The 21370-nt window shown below is 53.7% G+C and carries 22 protein-coding genes; 8 read left to right on the top strand and 14 right to left on the bottom strand.

The window, feature by feature from the left end; translation table 11 throughout:
* Nucleotides 1-2: 2 nt before the first annotated feature.
* The 4 genes from cgtA to rplU all read right to left on the bottom strand — a co-directional run bounded on the left by cgtA (nt 3) and on the right by rplU (nt 2857).
* The gene (gene cgtA, locus KGP16_RS02595) at nt 3-1175 is read right to left on the bottom strand and encodes an Obg family GTPase CgtA (RefSeq protein ID WP_021179040.1); all 1173 of its coding nucleotides are present in this window, start codon (nt 1173-1175) and stop codon (nt 3-5) included.
* 16 nt (nt 1176-1191) lie between these two features.
* Entirely contained in the window at nt 1192-2163 is a 972-nt protein-coding gene (locus KGP16_RS02590; RefSeq protein ID WP_021807524.1) for a DMT family transporter, read from the bottom strand.
* 107 nt (nt 2164-2270) lie between these two features.
* Nucleotides 2271-2528 (bottom strand): 50S ribosomal protein L27, encoded by a 258-nt coding sequence (gene rpmA, locus KGP16_RS02585; protein WP_004933559.1) that lies wholly within the window; start codon nt 2526-2528, stop codon nt 2271-2273.
* Nucleotides 2529-2545: 17 nt separating this feature from the next.
* Complete coding sequence (rplU, locus tag KGP16_RS02580; RefSeq protein ID WP_004955927.1) at nt 2546-2857, bottom strand: 50S ribosomal protein L21; 312 nt, start codon at nt 2855-2857, stop codon at nt 2546-2548.
* A gap of 269 nt (nt 2858-3126) precedes the next feature.
* Between rplU and ispB the strand changes: the two genes are divergently transcribed.
* Complete coding sequence (gene ispB / locus KGP16_RS02575; protein WP_021807527.1) at nt 3127-4098, top strand: octaprenyl diphosphate synthase; 972 nt, start codon at nt 3127-3129, stop codon at nt 4096-4098.
* A 44-nt stretch (nt 4099-4142) separates the two neighbouring features.
* Here ispB and KGP16_RS02570 read toward each other — a convergent pair whose 3' ends face one another.
* Both KGP16_RS02570 and KGP16_RS02565 read right to left on the bottom strand, forming a co-directional pair.
* Entirely contained in the window at nt 4143-4517 is a 375-nt protein-coding gene (locus KGP16_RS02570; RefSeq protein WP_094981886.1) for a DNA-binding protein, read from the bottom strand.
* Nucleotides 4518-4758: 241 nt separating this feature from the next.
* Complete coding sequence (locus KGP16_RS02565; protein ID WP_039995487.1) at nt 4759-5115, bottom strand: DNA-binding protein; 357 nt, start codon at nt 5113-5115, stop codon at nt 4759-4761.
* Nucleotides 5116-5296: 181 nt separating this feature from the next.
* Here KGP16_RS02565 and KGP16_RS02560 point away from each other — a divergent pair, with 181 nt between their 5' ends.
* Nucleotides 5297-5557, top strand: a complete 261-nt coding sequence (locus KGP16_RS02560) for a helix-turn-helix transcriptional regulator (protein ID WP_071783710.1) — start codon at nt 5297-5299, stop codon at nt 5555-5557.
* A 62-nt stretch (nt 5558-5619) separates the two neighbouring features.
* On the opposite strand, the gene mdh is transcribed toward KGP16_RS02560, so the two are convergent.
* The gene (gene mdh / locus KGP16_RS02555) at nt 5620-6558 is read right to left on the bottom strand and encodes a malate dehydrogenase (RefSeq protein WP_021179035.1); all 939 of its coding nucleotides are present in this window, start codon (nt 6556-6558) and stop codon (nt 5620-5622) included.
* A 465-nt stretch (nt 6559-7023) separates the two neighbouring features.
* On the opposite strand from mdh, the gene argR reads away from it, so the two are divergent.
* The 3 genes from argR to yhcN (KGP16_RS02540) all read left to right on the top strand — a co-directional run bounded on the left by argR (nt 7024) and on the right by yhcN (KGP16_RS02540) (nt 8558).
* On the top strand, nt 7024-7494 hold the full coding sequence (gene argR, locus KGP16_RS02550; RefSeq protein ID WP_021179033.1) for a transcriptional regulator ArgR: 471 nt from the start codon (nt 7024-7026) through the stop codon (nt 7492-7494).
* Between the two features lie 403 nt (nt 7495-7897).
* Nucleotides 7898-8161, top strand: a complete 264-nt coding sequence (yhcN, locus tag KGP16_RS02545) for a peroxide/acid stress response protein YhcN (protein WP_021807531.1) — start codon at nt 7898-7900, stop codon at nt 8159-8161.
* A gap of 133 nt (nt 8162-8294) precedes the next feature.
* The gene (gene yhcN, locus KGP16_RS02540) at nt 8295-8558 is read left to right on the top strand and encodes a peroxide/acid stress response protein YhcN (protein WP_021179031.1); all 264 of its coding nucleotides are present in this window, start codon (nt 8295-8297) and stop codon (nt 8556-8558) included.
* A 212-nt stretch (nt 8559-8770) separates the two neighbouring features.
* On the opposite strand, the gene mpl is transcribed toward yhcN (KGP16_RS02540), so the two are convergent.
* Nucleotides 8771-10150 (bottom strand): UDP-N-acetylmuramate:L-alanyl-gamma-D-glutamyl-meso-diaminopimelate ligase, encoded by a 1380-nt coding sequence (gene mpl, locus KGP16_RS02535; protein WP_024483358.1) that lies wholly within the window; start codon nt 10148-10150, stop codon nt 8771-8773.
* 170 nt (nt 10151-10320) lie between these two features.
* Between mpl and fbp the strand changes: the two genes are divergently transcribed.
* The gene (gene fbp, locus KGP16_RS02530; protein WP_021179030.1) at nt 10321-11325 is read left to right on the top strand and encodes a class 1 fructose-bisphosphatase; all 1005 of its coding nucleotides are present in this window, start codon (nt 10321-10323) and stop codon (nt 11323-11325) included.
* 34 nt (nt 11326-11359) lie between these two features.
* On the opposite strand, the gene KGP16_RS02525 is transcribed toward fbp, so the two are convergent.
* From KGP16_RS02525 to KGP16_RS02515, 3 genes are all read right to left on the bottom strand, one after another.
* Nucleotides 11360-12913, bottom strand: coding sequence for a methyl-accepting chemotaxis protein (locus KGP16_RS02525; RefSeq protein ID WP_059199539.1), 1554 nt, complete (start codon nt 12911-12913; stop codon nt 11360-11362).
* A gap of 177 nt (nt 12914-13090) precedes the next feature.
* A complete protein-coding gene (locus KGP16_RS02520) occupies nt 13091-13372 on the bottom strand; it encodes a type II toxin-antitoxin system mRNA interferase toxin, RelE/StbE family (RefSeq protein WP_059199538.1) in 282 nt (93 codons plus the stop codon).
* Nucleotides 13369-13638 carry a CopG family ribbon-helix-helix protein gene (locus tag KGP16_RS02515; RefSeq protein ID WP_059201942.1) on the bottom strand — a complete coding sequence of 90 codons (270 nt, stop codon included), beginning with the start codon at nt 13636-13638 and terminating at the stop codon, nt 13369-13371. The genes KGP16_RS02520 and KGP16_RS02515 overlap by 4 nt, the downstream gene beginning before the upstream one ends.
* A 188-nt stretch (nt 13639-13826) precedes the next feature.
* Between KGP16_RS02515 and ppa the strand changes: the two genes are divergently transcribed.
* Nucleotides 13827-14354, top strand: coding sequence for an inorganic diphosphatase (gene ppa / locus KGP16_RS02510; RefSeq protein WP_021179028.1), 528 nt, complete (start codon nt 13827-13829; stop codon nt 14352-14354).
* Nucleotides 14355-14404: 50 nt separating this feature from the next.
* On the opposite strand, the gene KGP16_RS02505 is transcribed toward ppa, so the two are convergent.
* From KGP16_RS02505 to KGP16_RS02495, 3 genes are read right to left on the bottom strand one after another with little or no spacing between them, the layout of a single operon-like run.
* The gene (locus tag KGP16_RS02505) at nt 14405-14755 is read right to left on the bottom strand and encodes a gamma-glutamylcyclotransferase (RefSeq protein ID WP_024483355.1); all 351 of its coding nucleotides are present in this window, start codon (nt 14753-14755) and stop codon (nt 14405-14407) included.
* A gap of 2 nt (nt 14756-14757) precedes the next feature.
* Nucleotides 14758-18582, bottom strand: coding sequence for a translocation/assembly module TamB domain-containing protein (locus KGP16_RS02500; RefSeq protein ID WP_218519944.1), 3825 nt, complete (start codon nt 18580-18582; stop codon nt 14758-14760).
* Entirely contained in the window at nt 18579-20315 is a 1737-nt protein-coding gene (locus tag KGP16_RS02495; protein WP_071682908.1) for an autotransporter assembly complex family protein, read from the bottom strand. Before KGP16_RS02495 ends, KGP16_RS02500 begins: the two co-directional genes overlap by 4 nt.
* A 284-nt stretch (nt 20316-20599) precedes the next feature.
* Here KGP16_RS02495 and msrA point away from each other — a divergent pair, with 284 nt between their 5' ends.
* On the top strand, nt 20600-21238 hold the full coding sequence (gene msrA, locus KGP16_RS02490; RefSeq protein ID WP_094981894.1) for a peptide-methionine (S)-S-oxide reductase MsrA: 639 nt from the start codon (nt 20600-20602) through the stop codon (nt 21236-21238).
* The last annotated feature ends 132 nt before the right edge of the window (nt 21239-21370 follow it).

The following is a 21370-nucleotide window of genomic DNA, read 5'->3' as shown; positions in this document are numbered from 1 at the left end:
AATTACTTCTGGTAGACGATTTCGACGCCTTCGTCGTCATCTTCATCCCAATCATCATCCCAATCGTCATCCGCTTCAGCTTCCACTTCAGCAATTTGCTCACGGTGGTAATCATCCCACATGAACTCGACTTTTTCTGGCGCGCTTTCTTCGATCGCCATGGCTTTAGGTTGCGTATTGATGAAGTTCATCACGTCCCAGCACAGCGCGTTAACGCCTTCGCGGTTCGCAGCGGAGATCATGTAGTACTTACCTTCCCAACCCATGCCTTCTACGATCGCCTTGGCGCGCTCGGCGGCCTCTTCCTCGTCCAGCAGGTCAACTTTGTTGAACACCAGCCAGCGTGGCTTGTGCGACAGATTCTCGCTGTACTGGTTGAGCTCGTTGATGATGACCTTGGCATTCTCTACCGGATCGGACTCGTCGATCGGCGCAATGTCCACCAGGTGCAGCAACACGCGGCAACGCTCCAGGTGTTTCAGGAAACGGATCCCCAGGCCAGCACCTTCATGTGCGCCTTCGATCAGGCCAGGAATGTCCGCCACCACGAAGCTTTGTTCATGGTCCATACGTACCACGCCCAGGCTCGGCACCAGCGTGGTGAACGGGTAGTCCGCCACTTTTGGCTTGGCAGCAGAAACCGCGCGAATGAAGGTCGACTTACCGGCGTTCGGCAGGCCCAACATGCCCACATCCGCCAGCAGCAGCAGCTCCAACAGGATATCGCGCATCTCGCCTTTGGTACCCAGCGTTTTTTGGCGCGGGGCACGGTTTACCGAGGATTTGAAACGGGTGTTGCCCAGGCCGTGCCAGCCGCCCTTCGCCACCATCAGACGCTGCTGATGACGGGTCATATCACCGAGGATCTCACCGGTGCCCTGATCCTGCACACGGGTACCGACCGGTACCTTGATTTCAACGTCTTTACCGCGTTTACCGGTACAGTCACGGCTCTGACCATTCTGGCCACGTTCGGCCCGGAAAGATTTTTCAAAGCGGTAATCGATCAGGGTATTCAGGTTTTCGTCTGCCACCAGGTAAACGTCACCGCCGTCACCGCCGTCACCGCCATCTGGCCCACCGTTCGGGATGTATTTTTCGCGGCGGAAGCTGACGCAACCATTACCGCCATCACCTGCCACGACCAGGATCGCTGCTTCATCTACAAACTTCATTTACCGTCTCCGTAACTCATTCACCGGGCCGCTTCAAAGAAGCAACCAGGTTGGTTTCTGCCCGTCGCGGCCACCAACGGTGACCAATTGCGGAAAACATGGCGCCTGCAACCACCACAAAAGCACCTACATAGCCAACGACATTCAATGCCGGGGCGGTAAATACCTGTGGCCAGGCCAGCGCCAATAAATCTGAAAACAGCAGGGTAAACAGGGGAGTCAGCGTGATTAACGCACTCACCTGGGCCGCCTGCCAGCGCGCCATCGCTTCCGCCAGCGCACCATAACCAATCAGCGTGTTAGCACCACAGAACAACAGACAGGCCAATTGCCAGCCGCTGAGCTGGAAAATCACCGCTGGCTTCGCAAGCGGGAATAACGCGATCGCACATAAAGTGTACAACAAGACCAGGATCTGCGGTGAGGCCAATCGACGCAGTAATACTTTCTGCGCCACGCCATAGGTCACCCAAACCATGGCTGCACACACGCCCAACAACACACCGAGCGTGTAGTCTGTGAACTGAGTGAAGATCTCGATCAGGCTGACGTTGAAAAACAGCATCAGCCCGCAGATCAGCATCAGAGCGCCAATCACCTGAGTGATACGCATCCTTTCTTTCAGGATCAATACGCTGGCGAACATCATGCCCACCGGCGAGAGTTGGCCGATAACCTGCGAGGCCGTCGGACTCAAATATTGCAGCGAAGAGCTGAAGAAGACAAAGTTGCCCAACAACCCGGCAGTGGCGATCGCCAGCAACAGCAACCAGCGGGGTTGACGGAACATTTTCACCGGAGGTAAGCGCCCGCGCACTGCCAGGATCATCCCCAGGCCGATGGCGGCAATCGTAAAGCGATACCAGACGATGGTAAACGGCTCCATCACTTCCAGCACTTCTTTCATTGCGATAGGCAGTGCGCCCCAGCAAACCGCTGTGGTGACCGCCAGAAAAATACCAACGCCAGCCTGCTGTTTTTTTTCCATCTTCTCACTGTCTGTGCGTTGTGCCGTCTGGCACAAGCAATCTATAAATGTAAAAAGCCCCGCAACGAATTGCGGGGCTTAACATCTATTTCGTAAGGCTCGAAAAATTATTCAGCTTCGATGCTGATAAATTTACGATTGCTCGGGCCTTTAACTTCGAATTTGACTTTACCGTCTTTCAAAGCAAACAGAGTGTGGTCTTTGCCGCAACCCACGTTGGTACCAGCGTGGAATTTGGTGCCGCGCTGACGAACGATGATGCTGCCTGCCAGTACTGCTTCGCCGCCAAAGCGTTTTACGCCCAGACGTTTAGCTTCTGAATCGCGACCGTTACGAGTCGAGCCGCCAGCCTTTTTGTGTGCCATTAATCCGCTCTCCTAACTTAAGCGCTGATGCCGGTGATTTTAACATCAGTGAACCACTGACGGTGACCTTGCTGCTTACGATAGTGCTTACGACGACGAAACTTAACAATCTTGATCTTTTCGCCACGACCGTGAGCAACCACTTCAGCTTTGATCTTACCGCCATCGACGAAAGGAACGCCGATTTTGATATCTTCGCCATTAGCGATCATCAGAATCTGGTCAAACTCAACCGCTTCACCAGTTGCGATGTCCAGCTTTTCCAAGCGAACGGTCTGACCTTCGCTTACTCGGTGTTGTTTACCACCACTTTGGAAAACCGCGTACATATAAAACTCCGCTTTCCGCGTGCCCAACTGTTCAGTACAGAGCGCGCTATAAATATTCACAATAGGGCGCGAATTCTACGCAATAATCCCGCATATGACAAGAGCAGATTAGGGCCAGAAGGTGAAAAAAGAAGAAAAAAAACACAGTTTCTCTCACAACGTTTATCTGGGCCGATTTTCAAGTACAATCAACAGGACAGTTACCGCCATGTACCGATGTGAGCAGCGTTCTCATCGCGGTCAACAGAAACACAGCTGAAAAAAATACAATGAACCTAGAACAAATTACTGAGTTAACCGCGCAAGATATGGCGGCCGTGAACGCAACAATTCTCGAACAGTTGAATTCCGATGTCACGCTCATCAATCAACTTGGCTATTACATTATCAGCGGTGGCGGTAAGCGCATTCGCCCGATGATCGCCGTTCTGGCGGCACGGGCCTTGCACTATCAAGGCGATAAACACATTGCCGTCGCTGCTCTGATAGAGTTCATCCATACCGCTACCCTGTTGCATGATGACGTGGTGGATGAGTCCGACATGCGCCGTGGCAAGGCAACCGCCAACGCGGCGTTTGGCAATGCCGCCAGCGTGTTGGTGGGTGATTTCATTTATACGCGTGCTTTCCAGATGATGACCAGCCTGGAATCGCTGCGCGTGCTGGCAGTGATGTCCGAAGCGGTCAACGTAATCGCCGAAGGTGAAGTGCTGCAGTTGATGAACGTCAACGATCCGAATATCAGTGAAGAAAACTATATGCGGGTCATCTACAGCAAAACCGCTCGTCTGTTTGAAGCGGCAGCCCAATCATCAGCCATCCTCTCCGAGGCTAACCCGGCCGAAGAGCAGGCGCTGCAAGACTATGGCCGCTATCTTGGCACCGCATTCCAACTGATCGACGATCTGCTGGACTACAGTGCAGACGGCGTGACCCTGGGTAAAAATACCGGCGATGACTTGAACGAGGGCAAGCCGACGCTGCCGTTGTTGCATGCGATGCATAATGGCAATGCCGAGCAGTCTGCGATGATCCGTGGCGCGATTGAACAGGGGAATGGCCGCCATCTGCTGGAGCCGGTTCTGGCTACCATGCAGGAGTGTGGTTCACTCACCTATACACGTCAGCGCGCAGAAGAAGAAGCGGACAAGGCGATCGCCGCATTGCAGATTTTGCCCGACTCGCCTTATCGAACCGCACTGGAAGGATTAGCGCATCTGGCGGTTCAACGAGACTTTTAAGAAATTTAAGTTTCTTAATATTCAAATAGGCCTGCAATGCGGGCCTATTTATTTGCCTTGCTAATGAGATCCAGTAGCCCCGCAGCCCCATTCTCCGCCAGAAAACTCACTAAAACCGCGTATTCGTCAGGTTTCATACCTGCCAGATAGCTCTGCAAACGCACCCAAGGATCGCCATCACGTAAGACGGTATAAGCCGCCGATTCCTCTGCGGCAAGGGGATACCGCTGGGGATACAACTCGTTTTGAGTCGAGAGGGGCAGGCTGCTGATATGATACTCCTTAGTCACCCCCTGCTTGCCAAAACGCCGCTGCCATAGCCAATTTTGCTCACGTGCTCGCTTATTGATCCCTTGTGGGGAGCTGCCCAATTCACCCTTCTCTTTCAGTTCATTGGCGGTAAACCACTCCTGGTCCATTCCCCCTCCTTGCTCTCGGCGTTGCCCCTAACTGACTTATCAGATCTTCCAGTTGCATGAACCACTAATGCCAATAAGTTAGTTATAACATTAACCAGGCCATTGCCAATAACCAAAAAATTGGCGAAATACTCAAGAAATACTTACTAAACAGGAGAGGGAAACACAGAGGCGACGCAGAAAGGAGCCTGGTGGGAGCAGCATGCGGCCCCCTTACTAAGTGCACATCGGCCGAGGAGATTTACTGTTTGTTCTTTTCAGCAATCCAGGCCAGCAGGCTATCCATACCTTCACGCATCAAAAACGCCATCACTTGGCCACGTTCACTGTCTGAAAGCTGGTAATAGTATTCGACCCACACCGCCAGCGGGTCCTGACGCCCGGCCTCATAGATCGCAGGCTCTTCGCGCAATACCAGCAGGTTTTTGACGCCGGTAGGCAAGCTGTCGATATGGTATTCCAGCGCCTTGCCTTGTACGCCTTTGCGGCGACGGCTGAGCCAATTTTCGCGCCGGGCCATTAGGTTGATTCCCTGTGTAGAGGACGGTAATCCTGCGATGCCTATCAGCTCCTTGGCAGCAAACCACTCGTTTTTCATAGCCATGATCTCGGGACAATAGTGTGGCAAGACAAATTTTTCAGAAACCATAAGGTATTTTTGGGAAACTTGGTGGTATTCTAGTTTCTGAATAAACGCTTCACGTTGTTCAAACGATTAATACTGACCTGTTAGTTATACCACTAACAGAACTTTCTCTAATCAAAAAAGGAATGAAAATATGAATTCACGGGACCCAGATTGGCATCCAGCAGACGTCATCGCGGCTTTGAAGAAGAGAGGTACCACTCTGGCAGCGGTTTCTCGGGGGGCAGGGCTAAGTTCATCGACGTTGGCCAACGCGTTGTCACGTCCTTGGCCCAAGGGAGAGTGGTTGATTGCTGATGCACTGAACGTACATCCGGCAGAGATCTGGCCGAGCAGGTATTTTGATCCGCTTACCCATCATCTGCGAGATCGGAAAAGTCGAATCAAATCATGATAAACATAAGAAAGCCGCCGGATTTGGCCCGGCGGCTTATCAAAACATCACATACTGAGGGATCAGTTGTTGATAAACTTCTCGCCCAGTTCGATATCTTTGTGCAGTACGTCCAGCATTTCGCTCAGCGCTTTTTGCTCGAAGGCACTCAGGGTACCGATGTCTTTACGCTCTTCGATACCGTTTTTACCCAGTAGCAGCGGCTGTGCAAAGAAGCGGGCATATTTGCCATCCCCTTCAACATAGGCGCATTCCACTACGCCTTTCTCACCGCTCAGCGCACGCACCAGAGACAGACCAAAACGTGCAGCAGCCTGGCCCATAGACAGGGTTGCAGAACCGCCACCGGCTTTGGCTTCAACCACTTCGGTACCCGCATTCTGGATACGTTTGGTCAAATCAGCCACTTCCTGATCGCTAAAGCTTACGCCAGGGATCTGCGACAGCAGAGGCAGGATGGTCACGCCTGAGTGGCCGCCAATCACCGGTACGTTCAGTTCTTCCGGTTGTTTGCCTTTCAGTTCCGCGACGAAGGTGTTGGAACGGATGATATCCAGCGATGTGATGCCAAACAGTTTGTTTTTGTCGTAAACACCCGCTTTCTTCAACACTTCTGCCGCAATGGCTACCGTGGTATTCACCGGGTTGGTGATGATACCGATGCAGGCTTTCGGGCAGGTTTTGGCCACTTGCTCAATCAGGTTGCGTACGATGCCAGCGTTTACGTTGAACAGATCGGAACGATCCATCCCTGGTTTACGCGCAACGCCAGCAGAAATCAGCACCACGTCCGCACCGTGCAGCGCAGGGGTTGCATCTTCGCCACTGAAGCCTTTGATTTTAACTGCGGTTGGGATGTGGCTTAAGTCAACGGCAACGCCTGGGGTAACAGGGGCAATGTCGTAGAGGGAGAGTTCAGAACCTGAAGGAAGCTGGGTCTTGAGTAGAAGGGCGAGGGCCTGGCCGATACCGCCAGCAGCACCGAGAACTGCAACTTTCATCCTATACTCCTTTATTGTCTTAAATATAAAAGCGCCGTGAATTCTTTGGTCACGGACCTTAATTTATCACGCCTTTAAAAACAACCTCTTAACAGTCGGTTTTAGATCTGGCGCAATAAAATGGCCGATGTTGCGAGCATTTTAAAGTAAATAGCTTATGCATTAAGGGCATAGCGCACACTAATCGAAAATAGTGCCAAGCTTTTCACGATCGCGTTAACCGGCGGTTACATTACACCCTTACGTAACATCAGAACAACATCATTTTAATAACATTTTCGTTACCGGAGAGCTGACTCGCTTCCCGCACCGAAAGGGCATATTCATGAGCATCGGATTTTGTTAAAATCGCGCTCTTGCCTTTCTGTCTGGGCATTTTTGATTTTCCAGACGGCCCCCATATTGCATAAAAATGCATTTATATGCATAATAATCAGCTCTATTACCAACATTCCACGGTGCAAAATGCGTAATCCCGCAAAGCAGGAAGATCTGATCAAGGCGTTTAAGGCGTTATTGAAAGAAGAAAAATTCAGTTCTCAAGGCGAGATCGTTTTGGCGCTGCAAGAAGAAGGCTTCGAGAACATTAACCAGTCCAAGGTATCACGCATGCTGACCAAGTTCGGGGCGGTACGCACGCGTAATGCAAAAATGGAGATGGTGTACTGCCTCCCGGCTGAACTCGGTGTCCCTACCACCACCAGCCCGCTCAAGAATCTGGTGCTGGACGTGGACCATAACGATGCGGTGGTGGTGATCCATACCAGCCCAGGTGCAGCGCAGCTGATTGCCCGCCTGTTGGACTCACTGGGCAAATCCGAAGGGATCCTGGGCACCATTGCCGGTGACGATACTATTTTTGTCACTCCGGCCAGCTCCTTTACCGCACGTCAACTGTTTGAAGCCATTCTCTCCTTGTTCGAACAGGAACTTTGATGCATTCAGCACAGCCTGCGGCTTTCCGTCGCGGGCGGTGCACCCTTTATTAACCCCTCGTTTACTTCTCCAGCGCTGCCTACCACGTTTAAAACTGCCAATAAGCCGACCTGCAGCACATTTCAATGACATTTCTTGGTGACTAGTGATAGTGACTGGAAGCTTCCGCACTTTTAGTCAAAAGCACTTAGCTCATTGAAATTACATAAATTTAACATCATAAGTGCATTTTATCGCCGTTTTTTATTCCATTAGGTTATTAAAAGTAACGGCTACCCCAATAAAGTTTCACTAGAAACTGTTAGTCAGCTATTAATTTTTGCCGTTACTAGATGTATACTCATTTTCGTGACGTAAATCACAGTTCATTGGAACTGATAAAAGAATACGAAGAGGATAAATCATGAAAATTAAAACTACTGTAGCGACAATTAGCCTGCTGTCCATGCTGTCTTTCGGTGCATTCGCAGCACAATCCATTGATGCTTCGCAGGCTGAAAAGCTGCAGTCTGCCGGTACCATCACCGTGAGCGGCGTCGGTGCAGCACCTTCTGATATCCGTCAGGCACTGTCTGCCAAAGCCGATGCTCAAGGCGCGACCGCTTACCGCGTGATCGAAGCTCGTAATGAAGGCAACTACCACGCTACCGCCGAAATTTACAAATAAGTACAAGATGTTATCGGAGCATTGCACGACAACTCTCTGGTAAAAAACCAAGTAGATAACCGCCTTCAAGTATAAAAAACGCTGTAAAGCCCTTCCAGGCCGTTATCTCTGAACGATTAAGGATCCAAGTACCATGAACATGAAAACTACTCTCGTTGCACTTAGCCTGCTGTCTGCCGTTTCTTTCGGTGCTTCTGCGGCTAACCTGGTCACTGATGCCCAAGCCAGCAATCTGCAGTCTGTCGGCACCATCACCGCTAGCGGCGTGGGTGGCGCACCTTCTGATATCCGTCAGGCGCTGTCTGATAAAGCGGACCAGCAAGGGGCCAAAGCCTACCGTGTGATCGAAGCCTATGAAAATGGCAACTGGCACGCAACGGCTGAAATCTACAAGTAAAAATCCAAGGTCGCGCTTACTGAACTGACTACCCTCGTCACTGCCACTGCCGAGTTCTCAGGTAAACGCCAGTATCTTGGAAATTATCGTCGTCCTATCCGACGAACCCCATTGCCCTCGCTCGCGAGGGCTTTTTTATGGGGGCAAAAAAGGCCGCATCAGCGGCCTCATAGTGGTAGGGTCGCCGCATGCGGCGCCCGTTTAACTAAACGTCAGTACGTTTCTTTCGGTTCGGCCTTGTTAGCCAGCCCTGCCAGCAGTTTGTCATGAATGCCGCCAAACCCGCCGTTGCTCATCACCAGAATATGGTCACCCGGCTGCGCGGTTTTCACAATCATCTCCACCAACGTATCCAGATCGGCACTCCAGTGCGCGGGCTGAACGCAAGCTTCGGCAACTTCCGCTACCTGCCACGGGATGTGGTGAGGCTGGAACAGGAACACTTCGTCGGCACGGCCCAGTGAGGGGGCCAGATCGTTTTTGCTGATCCCCATTTTCATGGTGTTTGAGCGCGGCTCCAGCACGGCCAGGATGCGTGCGGTGCCGCCCACTTTGCCACGCAGCGCCGCCAAGGTAGCCAGAATGGCGGTGGGATGATGGGCAAAGTCGTCATACACCGTGACACCATTGGCTTCACCACGCAATTCCAGACGGCGGCGGGCATTGATAAAGTCTCCCAGCGCACGGCAGGCATCGGCTGGCTGTACGCCAACATGGCGGGTAGCGGCGATCGCCATCAGGCCGTTATGCATGTTGTGTTCGCCCACCAGTGCCCAGTTAACCTCGCCCACCTTCTCGCCGTTGAGGAACACTTCGTAATGGCTGGCATCCGTCGTCAGTTTGTGTGCACGCCACGCGCCCCCTTCCCCGACCCATTCCTGTTCGCTCCAGCATCCCATTGCCATCACCTGTTTCAGATGGGTGTCGTTTTCCGGCAGGATAATCTTGCCTTGGCCCGGCACCAGGCGCACCAGGTGGTGGAACTGTTTCTGGATGGCTTTCAGATCGTCAAAAATATCGGCGTGATCGAACTCGAGGTTGTTCATGATCAACGTGCGCGGGCAGTAATGAACGAACTTGGAGCGTTTGTCGAAGAAGGCACAGTCATACTCATCGGCTTCTATGACAAAGAACGGGCTGCCGCCAAGACGGGCCGAGACATCAAAATTGCCCGGTACGCCGCCGATCACAAAGCCCGGCTGATAGCCGCAGGCTTCCAGGATCCAGGTCGCCATCCCGGCGGTGGTGGTTTTACCATGTGTTCCCGCTACCGCCAGTACCCAGCGATCGCGCAGGACATAATCATGCAGCCACTGAGGGCCAGACATGTAAGGAATGCTCTGTTCCAGCACCGCTTCTACGCAAGGATTACCACGGCTCATGGCATTGCCGATAATTACCAGATCAGGAGCCGGATCCAACTGGGCAGGATCGTAACCCTGGATCAGATCGATCCCCTGCTTTTCCAGTAAGGTACTCATCGGAGGATAGACGTTGGCATCTGAACCGGTCACCTCATGCCCCAGTGAACGAGCCAACATGGCTAGCCCACCCATAAAGGTGCCGCAGATCCCAAGAATATGTATGCGCATTAGGTTTCTCATTTTAGTGCATCGATTTACTGCCTATTCTAGCGCTCAGAATCGCTCAGAAGAAATGGATTTGCCTATGAATCGCAAGTTGCTTTGGGCTACACTGCTGACGAAAACGTTGGCGGTATGTTAACAAGCCGCTATCCATCCGTAGATTCAGGGATTGTGTCATGAAAACGTTAGGCGAATTTATCGTCGAGAAACAACACGACTTCTCTCACGCCACCGGTGAGCTGACCTCATTACTTTCTGCCATCAAACTGGGTGCCAAGATCATTCACCGTGATATCAACAAGGCGGGTTTAGTTGATATCTTGGGGACTAATGGCATTTCCAACGTTCAGGGCGAAGTTCAGATGAAGCTGGACCTGTTCGCGAACGAAAAGCTGAAAGCAGCTTTGAAGGCTCGTGGTGAAGTTGCAGGCATCGCTTCGGAAGAAGAAGACGAGATCGTGATTTTCGACGGCGAGCGAGCTGAGAATGGCAAGTATGTGGTGCTAATGGATCCGTTGGACGGCTCGTCCAACATTGATGTGAACGTCTCTGTCGGGACGATCTTCTCTATCTATCGCCGCATCACCCCGATTGGCACGCCAGTCACCGAAGAAGATTTCCTGCAGCCTGGTCATGCCCAGGTAGCGGCCGGTTATGTGGTTTATGGCTCCTCCACCATGCTGGTATACACCACCGGTTATGGCGTACATGCCTTCACCTACGATCCGTCTCTGGGGGTGTTCTGCCTCTCCCACGAGAAAGTGCGCTTCCCGGAAAAAGCCAATATGTATTCCATCAACGAAGGTAACTACATCAAGTTCCCGCTCGGGGTGAAGAAATACATCAAATACTGCCAAGAGCAGGATGAAGCCACCCAGCGCCCTTATACCTCACGCTATATCGGTTCACTGGTTGCCGATTTCCACCGTAACCTGCTCAAAGGCGGCATCTATATCTACCCAAGCACCGCCAGCCACCCACAGGGCAAGCTGCGTCTGCTGTATGAATGCAACCCGATGGCGTTCCTGGCTGAACAGGCCGGGGGGAAAGCCAGCGATGGCAAAAACCGCATTCTGGATATCGTGCCGCAACAACTGCACCAGCGTGCGCCATTCTTCGTCGGAACCAAATCGATGGTAGAAGACGCCGAACGCTTTATTGCTGAGTTCCCGGACCAGTAACGAGTTAAAAGGGGCGGCATGCCGCCCCTTCATATCATAGTTTGAACACAGCCATACTCTGTGCCAATAGCTGCGCCTGCTCTTCCAAAGAGCGCGTTGCCGCCGCAGACTCTTCCACCAGCGCCGCATTCTGCTGTGCCACCTGATCCATTTGCACTACCGCCAGGTTAACCTGCTCGATACCACTGCTTTGTTCGCGAGTGGCCGCCGAGATTTCACGCATCAGCGCCGTGACGCGCCCCACTTCCCCGGTTATTCCGTTCATGGTCTTCGCCGCCGTAGCCGCCATCTGTTCACCTTCCCGCACGCGGTGTTGTGAAACCTCGATCAGCCCTTTGATCTCTTTGGCCGATTGCGCACTGCGTTGGGCCAGGCTGCGTACCTCACCGGCCACCACGGCAAAACCACGGCCTTGCTCACCGGCGCGTGCTGCCTCTACCGCCGCGTTGAGCGCCAGGATATTGGTCTGGAAGGAGATACCATCCATCACGCTGATGATGTCGGCGATGCGTCGTGAGCTGTCGGTAATGGCCTGCATCTTGCTCATCACCTGGCTGACCACGTCACTGCCCTGTTCGGCAATATCGGAGACGCTCAGTGCCAACTGGTTGGCCTGTTCGCAGTTTTCAGCATTCATTTTCACCGTAGAGGTCAACTGCTCCATACTGGCGGCGGTTTGCTCCAGCGAAGCGGCCGATTCCTCCGTACGCTGCGCCAGATGAACGTTACCCGCAGCCAACTCGCGGGAGCCGGTATCGATCTGGCTGCTGGCATCGCGGACTTTACTGACCGACATCACCAGCGATTGCTGCATACGCTGCATGGCGTGCACCAAGCGCCCCATTTCGGTATCACCTTCACCGCTAATTTCGTGGGTCAGATCCCCTGCGGCGATATGCTCCAATTGGACGATCGACTCATCTAACGGGCGCAGCAAGATCACACGCATAGCAAACCAGGCCAGCACCGCCAGTAACACGCTGAGCAGCCCAGCCGCAACGATCAGGATAATCTTGGTGCTGGCATTTCTTTCTGCCTCATGCGCATGCTGCTGGCCAATCTCCATGGCAAACGCGCGGAACTCACTGAGGTCGGCTTCAAAAGCAATGCTCAGCTTAGAGATATGATTTTCTTGAATGGCGTAATAGTCATCCAACTTCCCCGCCTTTATCGCCGCCGCCATGGGCGCAATGCCTTGTTCCAGATAGGCTCGATAGCTCGCCTGCATGCGCATTGAGAATTGACGACCCCGTTCGGTCACCGTGCCCACGTCGACAAAGCGCGCCATTTCCTTTTTCGACTGTTCCAGATAGCCATAAATGCGCCCCACCGAGGCGTCAGCAACCTCAATCTGACCAATCTCGCGCTGGCGTACTGCAAGCGAGGCAGCCGTTCTGGCCCGTAGCGCCAGGTTGGAGCTGTTGGCCAACGAACCCAGCTCTTCCCCCAGGATCTGGTTCAGAGTCTGTAGCGAACGTGTTCCGTCGTTAATGGCTTTAACCCCGATGATGCTGACAACAATCAACAGCAACGTCATCAGGCTCAACAGGGCAATCAGCCCGGCCTTAACGGTGATCTTCTTTAACATGAGTGTTTCCCGGCTTTAGAAAAAAGTAGCTTCAGATGTAGAGGAGGCCAGAAGGCAGGGTCAGCTAGCGGCTGGACCGTTATTATTTGAGGAAGTTATCGGCAGGAGGGAAGGAAACTTCACTGCTTAGGGGATTATTCTGAAAGTGCTAAGACAATCAGCAAGATATTTGTGCGGCTAAGGCCATTGCTGCGCGGTATGAAGTACGCGGATGATCTCAATCCTCTCCCATTCATTGACGACACGATAAACCTCAATGAAGTGAGGATGGATAACCAGTTCTCTTGTTTCTTTAACACGGCCCTCACGCCCCTTCAACGGATGCTCGGCCAGGCTGTTTGCCATTGAGCCGATCCGCTCGTCTAGCTCAATGGCAGCACGCAGGTTGTTTTCAGCAATGTACTCCCGGATTTTGCGCCTGTCCTCGCTGGCTAATTGCGTCCAAACAATTTCCATCAGCTACCCGCCAGTTTCTTCGCTGCCGCCTCACGCCAGGCTACTGCAGAGGCTTCGACGGACTCTCCTGAAAGAACTTCGCCACGATTTGCCTGGGCAATTCCAGCCTGTACCTGATCACGGAACCATATATCATGTTGGCGCTGAACCGTCTCACGCATGAAGTCACGAATGAGCTGCGAACCATTACGATCCATCGCTTTTGCTGCCTCCAAAAAGTCAGTTTTCAGTTCGGTGTCGATGCGTAAATTCAGAGTTGTCTGTGTCATATCCAGCCTACAATTGTCATTACTGTGTATATACAGCGTAGCACGATGCAAGAGGTTATAAAAGCCAGACATCCAATATGTCTTGCAGCGCTGGTGCCGCTTCATGCCCCGAAAAATGGGAGTACTTTGAGGACGTTTTGGCTATAATAGCCGCCACTCCATTTCTGGTTTGATTAAAGGAAACCGACATGAGCTTGAACCTGGTCCCTGCTGGCAAAGACCTGCCAGAAGACATCTACGTAGTTATCGAAATCCCGGCTAACGCCGATCCAATCAAATACGAAATCGACAAGGAAACCGGCTCGCTGTTCGTTGACCGTTTCATGTCCACAGCGATGTTCTACCCGTGCAACTACGGTTACATCAACCACACTCTGTCACTGGACGGTGACCCGGTAGACGTGTTGGTGCCAACCCCATACCCACTGCAACCAGGCTCAGTGATCCGCTGCCGCCCAGTTGGCGTGCTGAAAATGACCGACGAAGCCGGTGAAGACGCAAAACTGATTGCCGTACCGCACAGCAAACTGACCAAAGAGTACGATCACATCAAAGATGTGAACGACCTGCCAGAACTGCTGAAAGCACAGATCAGCCACTTCTTTGAACACTACAAAGATCTGGAAAAAGGCAAATGGGTGAAAGTGGAAGGTTGGGCAGACGCTGCCGCAGCCAAAGCTGAGATCGTTGCCTCTTTCGAGCGCGCCAAGAAGTAATTCTCGCCCGAACTGATAAAAAAACACCGCCCAGATGAGCGGTGTTTTTTTTACTGCTTTTCGTCAAGACGCTTCAGCCAGTCACCGCTTTCAATCCGCGGGAAACCGTCCACACTGTGTCTATACAGGTAGATCCACGCACTGCCATAAGGCGTGCGGATCAGCTCGCGCTTGTAGTCTTTGGTATTGCTTTTCAACTCGTCCAGCTCGGCCAGAATCGATGAGTTAATACGATACACTTCGCAGTGTACCGTGCCCTCTCCAGGGATCGCCGCCGGGTAGTGCCCCAGATTATAAAGCTGGTAGCCTTCTAACTCATGTTCACCCAACCATTGGGCGTTGGTCATCCAATGGCTGTTTCCCTGTTTGCGTCGTAAACTGCCGTAGACAATTATTCGCATAGCTAAAACTCAAACTGATAGAGCACATCCAGTGCCTGGTCGAGACCAGACACCGCTTCCAGATACAACCTAGGCATCAGGCGGTATCGCAACGTCAGCGTGGCCAATGAGTCGAAGATCCCCACCCCATATTTTACTTGTAAGCCAGGGAGGACATAGCCGCTCACCACTACCTGAGAGCTGTCGCCAACTCCCTCGGTATCAAGGGCCAGATTACTTACGCCAAACGCCTCGCCGATTTTACCCACAAGTTGACCACTTTGTGCAACCCCCATACCAATTAACATTGAGGTCATGGCGTTGCCGTCGGCGCCGCCAGCCCCTAATCCCTGGCCGCGCAGCAGGTAGGACAGTGCTTCTTGCTGAGACTTGGCCGGATCGGAGAACACTTCCAGCCTTGGTGCATCGGCCATGCCGGTCACGCGAACACCTGCGACCACGTCATCTTCCGTCGCATCCGGATTACGGATCGCTTCGATATTCAGCAACGGTTGATCCGGTGGCCCAGAGAAGATCAGTTGGCCTTTGCGCACGAGCAGATCCTGGCCATAAGCATGGAAACGCCCCGATGGAATATTAATCTGGCCATGCACCCCCAGACCATTCTGGTCCTGTGCCACACGCAGATCGCCACGCAGTCTGGCTTTCAGGCCGAACGCATCCAGGCGCACGTCGTTACCCACGCGGATCGTCAGATTGCTGTTGATTGGGATCCCTGCCGTCGCCGGTTGGATCGGCTTGAGCTGGTTATTCAACATCACTTCATCAGGAGAAACACCGACAGCGCTTTCCGGTAGCTCTTGCACCGTGATACGAGCCCAAGGGATATCTACGCTACCGTTGAGTGAGAACAGCTGCGGCGTGGCTTCAAACACCACATCCGGTGAAACATCAATACGGACCATTGGCGGCAGGGTCACCCGCAACCGATCGCCCTTGGCTGCAATACGTGCACGCCAGGCATTGATATCCCGCCAGTCGGCATCCCCAGACAGATTGAGCTGCCCATGCGTAGTCGCCAGCAATCCTTCCAGGGTCGAAGTCATCCCGTTGAAGTTCAGCGCCAGGCGGCCTTCGGTCATATCGAACGGCATCCAGTGGCCAACGATCGCCACCTTATCCAGCGCCAGACGGCCAAACACCAGTGGGTTCTGCGCGTTGCCGCCTAATTGCAGGTTGGCATTCAGCATCCCCGCGGCTTTCTCGCCCTGCGTCAGTATCGGATTAAGCAGCGCCAGCGACACATTGGTGATATTGACGTTGCCGCTGATGGTACGGCGTACCTGCGGATCGGCGATCTGAACGTTACCGTTAAACTGGCCGTTATTGGTCAGCTTGATCAGCCAGTCTGCCTGTGCCCGTCCATTGTTCAGGCCCGCATTGAGGTTTAGCGTGTCAAAGGCGATCGGCAATGCGGCACCCTGCACCTGCTGCACCACTTTCACCCCCTTGCCCACCAGGGAAACCTTCGCCTGTGGCAATGCGCCACCCGGTTGCCAACTCACGTCAGCTCGGCCAGTAAAGACCCCGTTCATGGCGGTATCCGGCCCCAGGAACGGTTTGATCATTGCCAGGTCAAAGCGGTTGAGTACTACGCTAGCCTGGCCGCTGGCCCCTGCCTCGATGGTTCTAGGTACGCACAGCTCGGCATTCGGGTTCACCCAGCAATGCGGTCCTACGCTGATCTTCTGTTGCGTATTCAGGTAATCCAACGCGATGGCACGGCTCAGACGCCATTCACCCACCGGTGTATCAAAACGAGTGTTGTTCAGGTTGCCTCGCCAGCGCTGTTGCTGACGATCAAAGCTACCCTCCAGGGCCAATTGCCCGGAAACCGGCTTACCGTCGATATTCACTTGCAGCCGATGTTGGCGCTCGCTGCCTCTGGCATCCAACGTCAACAGATTGACCTGCAGCGCATCCTGTTTGAGCTGTTCAACCCGTACCGCCAGTTGCCCCTGGATCTGATCGCTGGAACGGACATCGCCGTTGACCTTCACCCGATTGATGTGCAGCGCCTGCCATTGCAAGCCCGTCGCGGTCAGATCTGCCAACAGCTGCGGTGCCTGCAAATTCCCACGCAGCTTCAACTGCCCGCGGACATTGCCTGCAAGCCCCGGTAAAGCACCGTCGAGATGCGCTGCATCAACATTGGCATCCAGCACCCAGCTTTTCTCATCCAACTGGCCTTTAACGTTGAGCGTATTGCGCCCTAACGCCAGATCGATACCCGGGATCGTCCACTGCCCGGCCGCATTGCCACGCAGGGAACCGCGCGCTGATACCTTGTTTTGTTTCACATTGCCGTCGAGCTGCAACACCGGCACCTGTAATTGCCAACTACCGCCGTGCAGGCTGCCACGGGTGGTGATTTTCCCTTCCAAGCGCGCTGGCCATTCCGGCCATTGCTTGGCGGTATTAATGCCCGACAGCGTCAGCTGTGACGTCCAGCTGATCGCTTTGCTCCAGTCCACCAGCGCCGTCAGATCGGTATTCCCCTCCAGCGCAACCAACCGCAGGCGCTCGAGTCTGAACTGTTCAAGATTACCTTTACCATCCAGCTGTAGCACTGCCGGTGGCAGATCCTGGCCTTTGAAATTAGCGCGGGTAGAAAGCGCATAATCAGCGGCCTCGCCGTTAAAGCGCAGGCGGAAATCATTAACCTGATACTGTGCCTCGCCGGTCAGCGGCCATTTCAGCTGTTTGCTTTGCAGCGTCAGCGCCAAGGGTAAACCCGCCTCTGCCAACTGGGTTTGCACATCCAGTTGCGCACCAACGGGGCCCGACAGGTTAAGCGCGACTTTCAGCTCTTCACGCAGCCCACCAGACACATTCAGCTTCACCTTCTCGCCTTTCAGCGGATCGATATTCAGCGTGCTGTTGGCCACCATTTCCACCGGCCAATTGCCGGTCAGCGTTGCCTGCCCTTTGGCGAAAAGCATGCCCTGCGGCGATCTCACGTCAAAGCGATCCAGCTGAATATGCTGATCTTTGGTGCTGGCCTGCAGCTGCAAGCGGGTGATCGACACCTCAGTGTCCCCGGTCAGATGTAGCTGCTCACCGTTGATTTCCTCAACGGTAATATCCAACGGCAGGCGAATTTCTGGCAGGTCCGGCAGCAGCGGTTTGGCAAACAGCGCTTTCAGGGTTTCGCCCAACGGTTTCTCTTCCGCTGGCGGTGGCACCAATGCTGGCGCAACCGTCGTTTTCTCTGCAACCTTGTCCGCCACTTTCTCCGCTGCGGGCTGCAGCGCTTCCGGTAAAGGATTCACCGGCGTTTTTGGCAGCGCGATCAGCAAAGCGCGCACCGTAGTTGGCATCAACGTCAATGCACGTTCCTGCCACTGTGCGCCAGTGCTGAATTCCCCCAGCGAGATCGCCGTATCGTCCACGGTAACCTTGACGTTATTCAACGCCAGCTTACGCAGGGTAATAGGATAAGGTGTGCTGAGATCGCCGATCGGCTCGTTGCTTTCCTCAACCGGCGCAGAAGGTGTCATTTCGGCGGTTTTCACCACCACATCAACATCCTGAGCGGTCAGCGCATTGACGCACAATGAACTGCGTTTCAAACAGGAGAGATCGAGCGAGAGATGGAACTGCCCAGCGTTAACGGCCACACCCGGCATCTGATACTTCACGCCTTTCAGGGTCAGATCGCGCCAGCCACCGCTGACCGCTGCAATTTCCAACCCGGGTACCCAGCGGGCGGCCCCGTTGATCACCATATGCAAGCCGGTCGTGGTGCCAAGCAGAAACGCCAACGTGCCGATCAGCAGCAACAGCAGGATCAAAAATCCCAGACAAATCTTTTTTATCAGGCTCATAGTTCAGGCCCCAAACCGATATAAAACTGTAGGCCGTGGGTCTCTTGATCCCCAACCGGCGCGGCGATATCCAGTTTCACCGGCCCTACCGGCGATTGCCAGCGCACGCCAACGCCCGCACCGGTCTTGAAATTGCTGTCTGAGAATTTATTGACCGCCTGCCCGGAATCCACAAACATCGCCCCCCACCAGCGGCCAGTGACGTTATATTGGTACTCCAGCGACCCCGTCACCATTTTAGAGGCACCGGTCAGCTTGCCATCATCGCCACGCGGGGAAATGCCCTGGAATTTATAACCACGGATACTGCGATCGCCACCGGCGAAGAAGCGCAAATCCGGCGGCACCTTGTCAAAATCGTTGGTTTCGATCCAGCCAACCTGGCCACGGATCACAAAGCGGTTTTTCTCCCCCAAGCTACGGATCCAGACGTTTTGTGCCTGCAATAGCGCAAAGTCCACCCCGGAGCCCCAGGTAGTATCCGACACGTCGATGGAATAGCGCTGGCTGTCGCCCCACACGGGCATCAGGCCTCCCCGTGAACGAGTTCGATTCACGGTCACCCCAGGATAAAGCAGCATGGTAGTATTGGTGACGGAACCCTGGGTAAAGTGGTCCAGACGCCAACTGAGGTTCACCGCATGCTGCCAGCCGCTGGAGAGATCCCAGTTACGCGAAGCCACGACCTTGGTACTGTCAGATTGAGTGTCGTTCAGATCGGTACGTTTGAAACCGCCCTGTAACAGGTAATACTGTTCTAGTGGGTTGCGTAGCAATGGGATTCTATAGGTCAGATCCAGCTGCTGCTGCGGCTGAGAGATACTGGCGGCGGTTACCAGGCTGTGGCCGCGATCGTTAAGCCAGGGTTTTCTCCAGGTTCCTAGCACACGTGGACCAATGTCGGTAGAAAAACCACCGCCTAGCTCCACGATATTGCTGCTACGCGGCGTCAACACCGCATCTAGCGGCAGGATCTTGCTCTCTTTGGAGTCGGTAAAGTCTGGGGACACCACCACAGAGTTGAACCAGTTGGTGGCGGATAAACGGCGGTTCAGCTCGGCAAGATCGTTCGAACTGTAATAATCACCCTGATGGAAGGGAAGCAGATTTTGCAAATAGTCCTCGCGGATTTGCGAGCCCTTGAAAATCACTTTGCCGAAGTGATAACGCTCACCACTGTCGAAATCAATGTCCCAGAACGCCTTATGCAACTCTTCCGCCACGCCAAGCTGGCTCTTGAGCATTTGAGCGTCAAAATAGCCTTTACGCAGCGCAAGGTTGGTCAGCGAACTTTTAAAACTGTCGAACTGCCCATGGTTGAGGATTTCACCTATCGTTGGCCGATCGGTTCGGACCAGATTCAGGTAATCTTCGTCGGTTCTGGCCCCGCCTTGCAGTTGGATATCCACACCTGCAATACGCACCGGTTCACCCGGATCGACCTTGGCGGTCAATACCGGCCGCGAAAGCTTCGGGTTATCATCAAAGGTGAATTCAATCGTAGGCTGATAATAGCCCAACGGCCGCAGCCCCAGGCGGATGGCAGCGTCCACCCGAGCGCGAAAACGCCCCTCGGCATTGACCTCTTCCGGCGTGATCGCTGAAAGGCGCACACGAACGTTGCGCTCCAAATCCCCACTCAGGCCGTCAACCTGCAGCCGCACATTCGCCGCTAACACCGACGGCATAACGAATAGCGCACATAACACGCAAAGGACACGATATCGTGGCACTGGTGCTCCTTAATTGATTTTTCTGTCCTGTCAGTACCTTTGCTCTGGTGCTGGGGCAGCGCTATCAGACTGCCCCCCTTACCTTTAGATCCCGGACGTTGCCCATACGGCATCAACCGTTACCGAAAACAAGACGCATTCTTAGCTTTTGGCGCTCAAAATACTGCGTTAAGCTGATACATAAACCTTAGATAGGGCTTATTGTGGGCAAAGAAGCGGCCAGTTACAACTGACACGCGTTCCTATTAGGCTAATTCTTATTATGGCAACAGGAGTCAAACGTGGTGCAATCTTTTGATAAGTCTCAAAACATCGATAAGGCGAGTGCGCTTCCTGGCCGTACTACGCCGATGCCCGTCGCTACGCTTAACGAGGTGACCGGCCATTCCATGACCTTCGTGCCCGAGGGGATGGCAACGGCCATCTTTGGCATGGGCTGTTTTTGGGGCGTTGAACGCCTGTTTTGGCAGCAGCCGGGGATTTATAGCACTGCCGCAGGCTATAGCGGTGGCTATACGCCAAATCCAACCTATCGCGAGGTATGCAGCGGCCAGACTGGTCATGCCGAAGTGGTACGCGTAGTGTTTGACCCGCAGGTCATCAGCTACCGCAAGCTGTTACAGGTATTCTGGGAAAACCACGATCCTGCACAGGGCATGCGTCAGGGCGGAGATATCGGCACCCAATACCGCTCTGCTATTTACTATCTGGATGCAGAGCAACAGGCCGAAGCGGAGCAAAGCCTGCAAGCTTTCCAGCAGGCAATGGATAAAGCGGGCGATCAGCGCACCATCACCACCGAAATCGCACCGGCACTGCCTTTCTACTATGCAGAAGATGATCACCAGCAATACCTGCATAAGAATCCGGGCGGCTATTGTGGCCTGGGCGGCATTGGGGTGTGTCTGCCTCCACAGGGTTAAGCTGTTAATTTTTAACCACTGGCGGCCCTCACGGGGCAACTGCTATACTGTGTTGGGCCGCGTTTGCGGCCCGCTTTTGTGGGCACGTGATATAACGGCCCTTGGATCCACCTTTTTTTACGGTATTACCCC

Source organism: Serratia sp. JSRIV006 (assembly GCF_019968685.1).
Classification (GTDB): domain Bacteria; phylum Pseudomonadota; class Gammaproteobacteria; order Enterobacterales; family Enterobacteriaceae; genus Chania; species Chania fonticola_B.
Note: the sequence above shows the minus strand (reverse complement) of the source record. Positions and strands in the feature narration are given on the sequence as shown.

Bases quoted from the DNA above. Each gene is read 5' to 3' on its own strand.
- cgtA (WP_021179040.1), bottom strand. From the start codon at position 1,175: ATGAAGTTTGTAGATGAAGCAGCGATCCTGGTCGTGGCAGGTGATGGC.
- KGP16_RS02590 (WP_021807524.1), bottom strand. From the start codon at position 2,163: ATGGAAAAAAAACAGCAGGCTGGCGTTGGTATTTTTCTGGCGGTCACC.
- rpmA (WP_004933559.1), bottom strand. From the start codon at position 2,528: ATGGCACACAAAAAGGCTGGCGGCTCGACTCGTAACGGTCGCGATTCA.
- rplU (WP_004955927.1), bottom strand. From the start codon at position 2,857: ATGTACGCGGTTTTCCAAAGTGGTGGTAAACAACACCGAGTAAGCGAA.
- ispB (WP_021807527.1), top strand. From the start codon at position 3,127: ATGAACCTAGAACAAATTACTGAGTTAACCGCGCAAGATATGGCGGCC.
- KGP16_RS02570 (WP_094981886.1), bottom strand. From the start codon at position 4,517: ATGGACCAGGAGTGGTTTACCGCCAATGAACTGAAAGAGAAGGGTGAA.
- KGP16_RS02565 (WP_039995487.1), bottom strand. From the start codon at position 5,115: ATGAAAAACGAGTGGTTTGCTGCCAAGGAGCTGATAGGCATCGCAGGA.
- KGP16_RS02560 (WP_071783710.1), top strand. From the start codon at position 5,297: ATGAATTCACGGGACCCAGATTGGCATCCAGCAGACGTCATCGCGGCT.
- mdh (WP_021179035.1), bottom strand. From the start codon at position 6,558: ATGAAAGTTGCAGTTCTCGGTGCTGCTGGCGGTATCGGCCAGGCCCTC.
- argR (WP_021179033.1), top strand. From the start codon at position 7,024: ATGCGTAATCCCGCAAAGCAGGAAGATCTGATCAAGGCGTTTAAGGCG.
- yhcN (WP_021807531.1), top strand. From the start codon at position 7,898: ATGAAAATTAAAACTACTGTAGCGACAATTAGCCTGCTGTCCATGCTG.
- yhcN (WP_021179031.1), top strand. From the start codon at position 8,295: ATGAACATGAAAACTACTCTCGTTGCACTTAGCCTGCTGTCTGCCGTT.
- mpl (WP_024483358.1), bottom strand. From the start codon at position 10,150: ATGCGCATACATATTCTTGGGATCTGCGGCACCTTTATGGGTGGGCTA.
- fbp (WP_021179030.1), top strand. From the start codon at position 10,321: ATGAAAACGTTAGGCGAATTTATCGTCGAGAAACAACACGACTTCTCT.
- KGP16_RS02525 (WP_059199539.1), bottom strand. From the start codon at position 12,913: ATGTTAAAGAAGATCACCGTTAAGGCCGGGCTGATTGCCCTGTTGAGC.
- KGP16_RS02515 (WP_059201942.1), bottom strand. From the start codon at position 13,638: ATGACACAGACAACTCTGAATTTACGCATCGACACCGAACTGAAAACT.
- ppa (WP_021179028.1), top strand. From the start codon at position 13,827: ATGAGCTTGAACCTGGTCCCTGCTGGCAAAGACCTGCCAGAAGACATC.
- KGP16_RS02505 (WP_024483355.1), bottom strand. From the start codon at position 14,755: ATGCGAATAATTGTCTACGGCAGTTTACGACGCAAACAGGGAAACAGC.
- KGP16_RS02500 (WP_218519944.1), bottom strand. From the start codon at position 18,582: ATGAGCCTGATAAAAAAGATTTGTCTGGGATTTTTGATCCTGCTGTTG.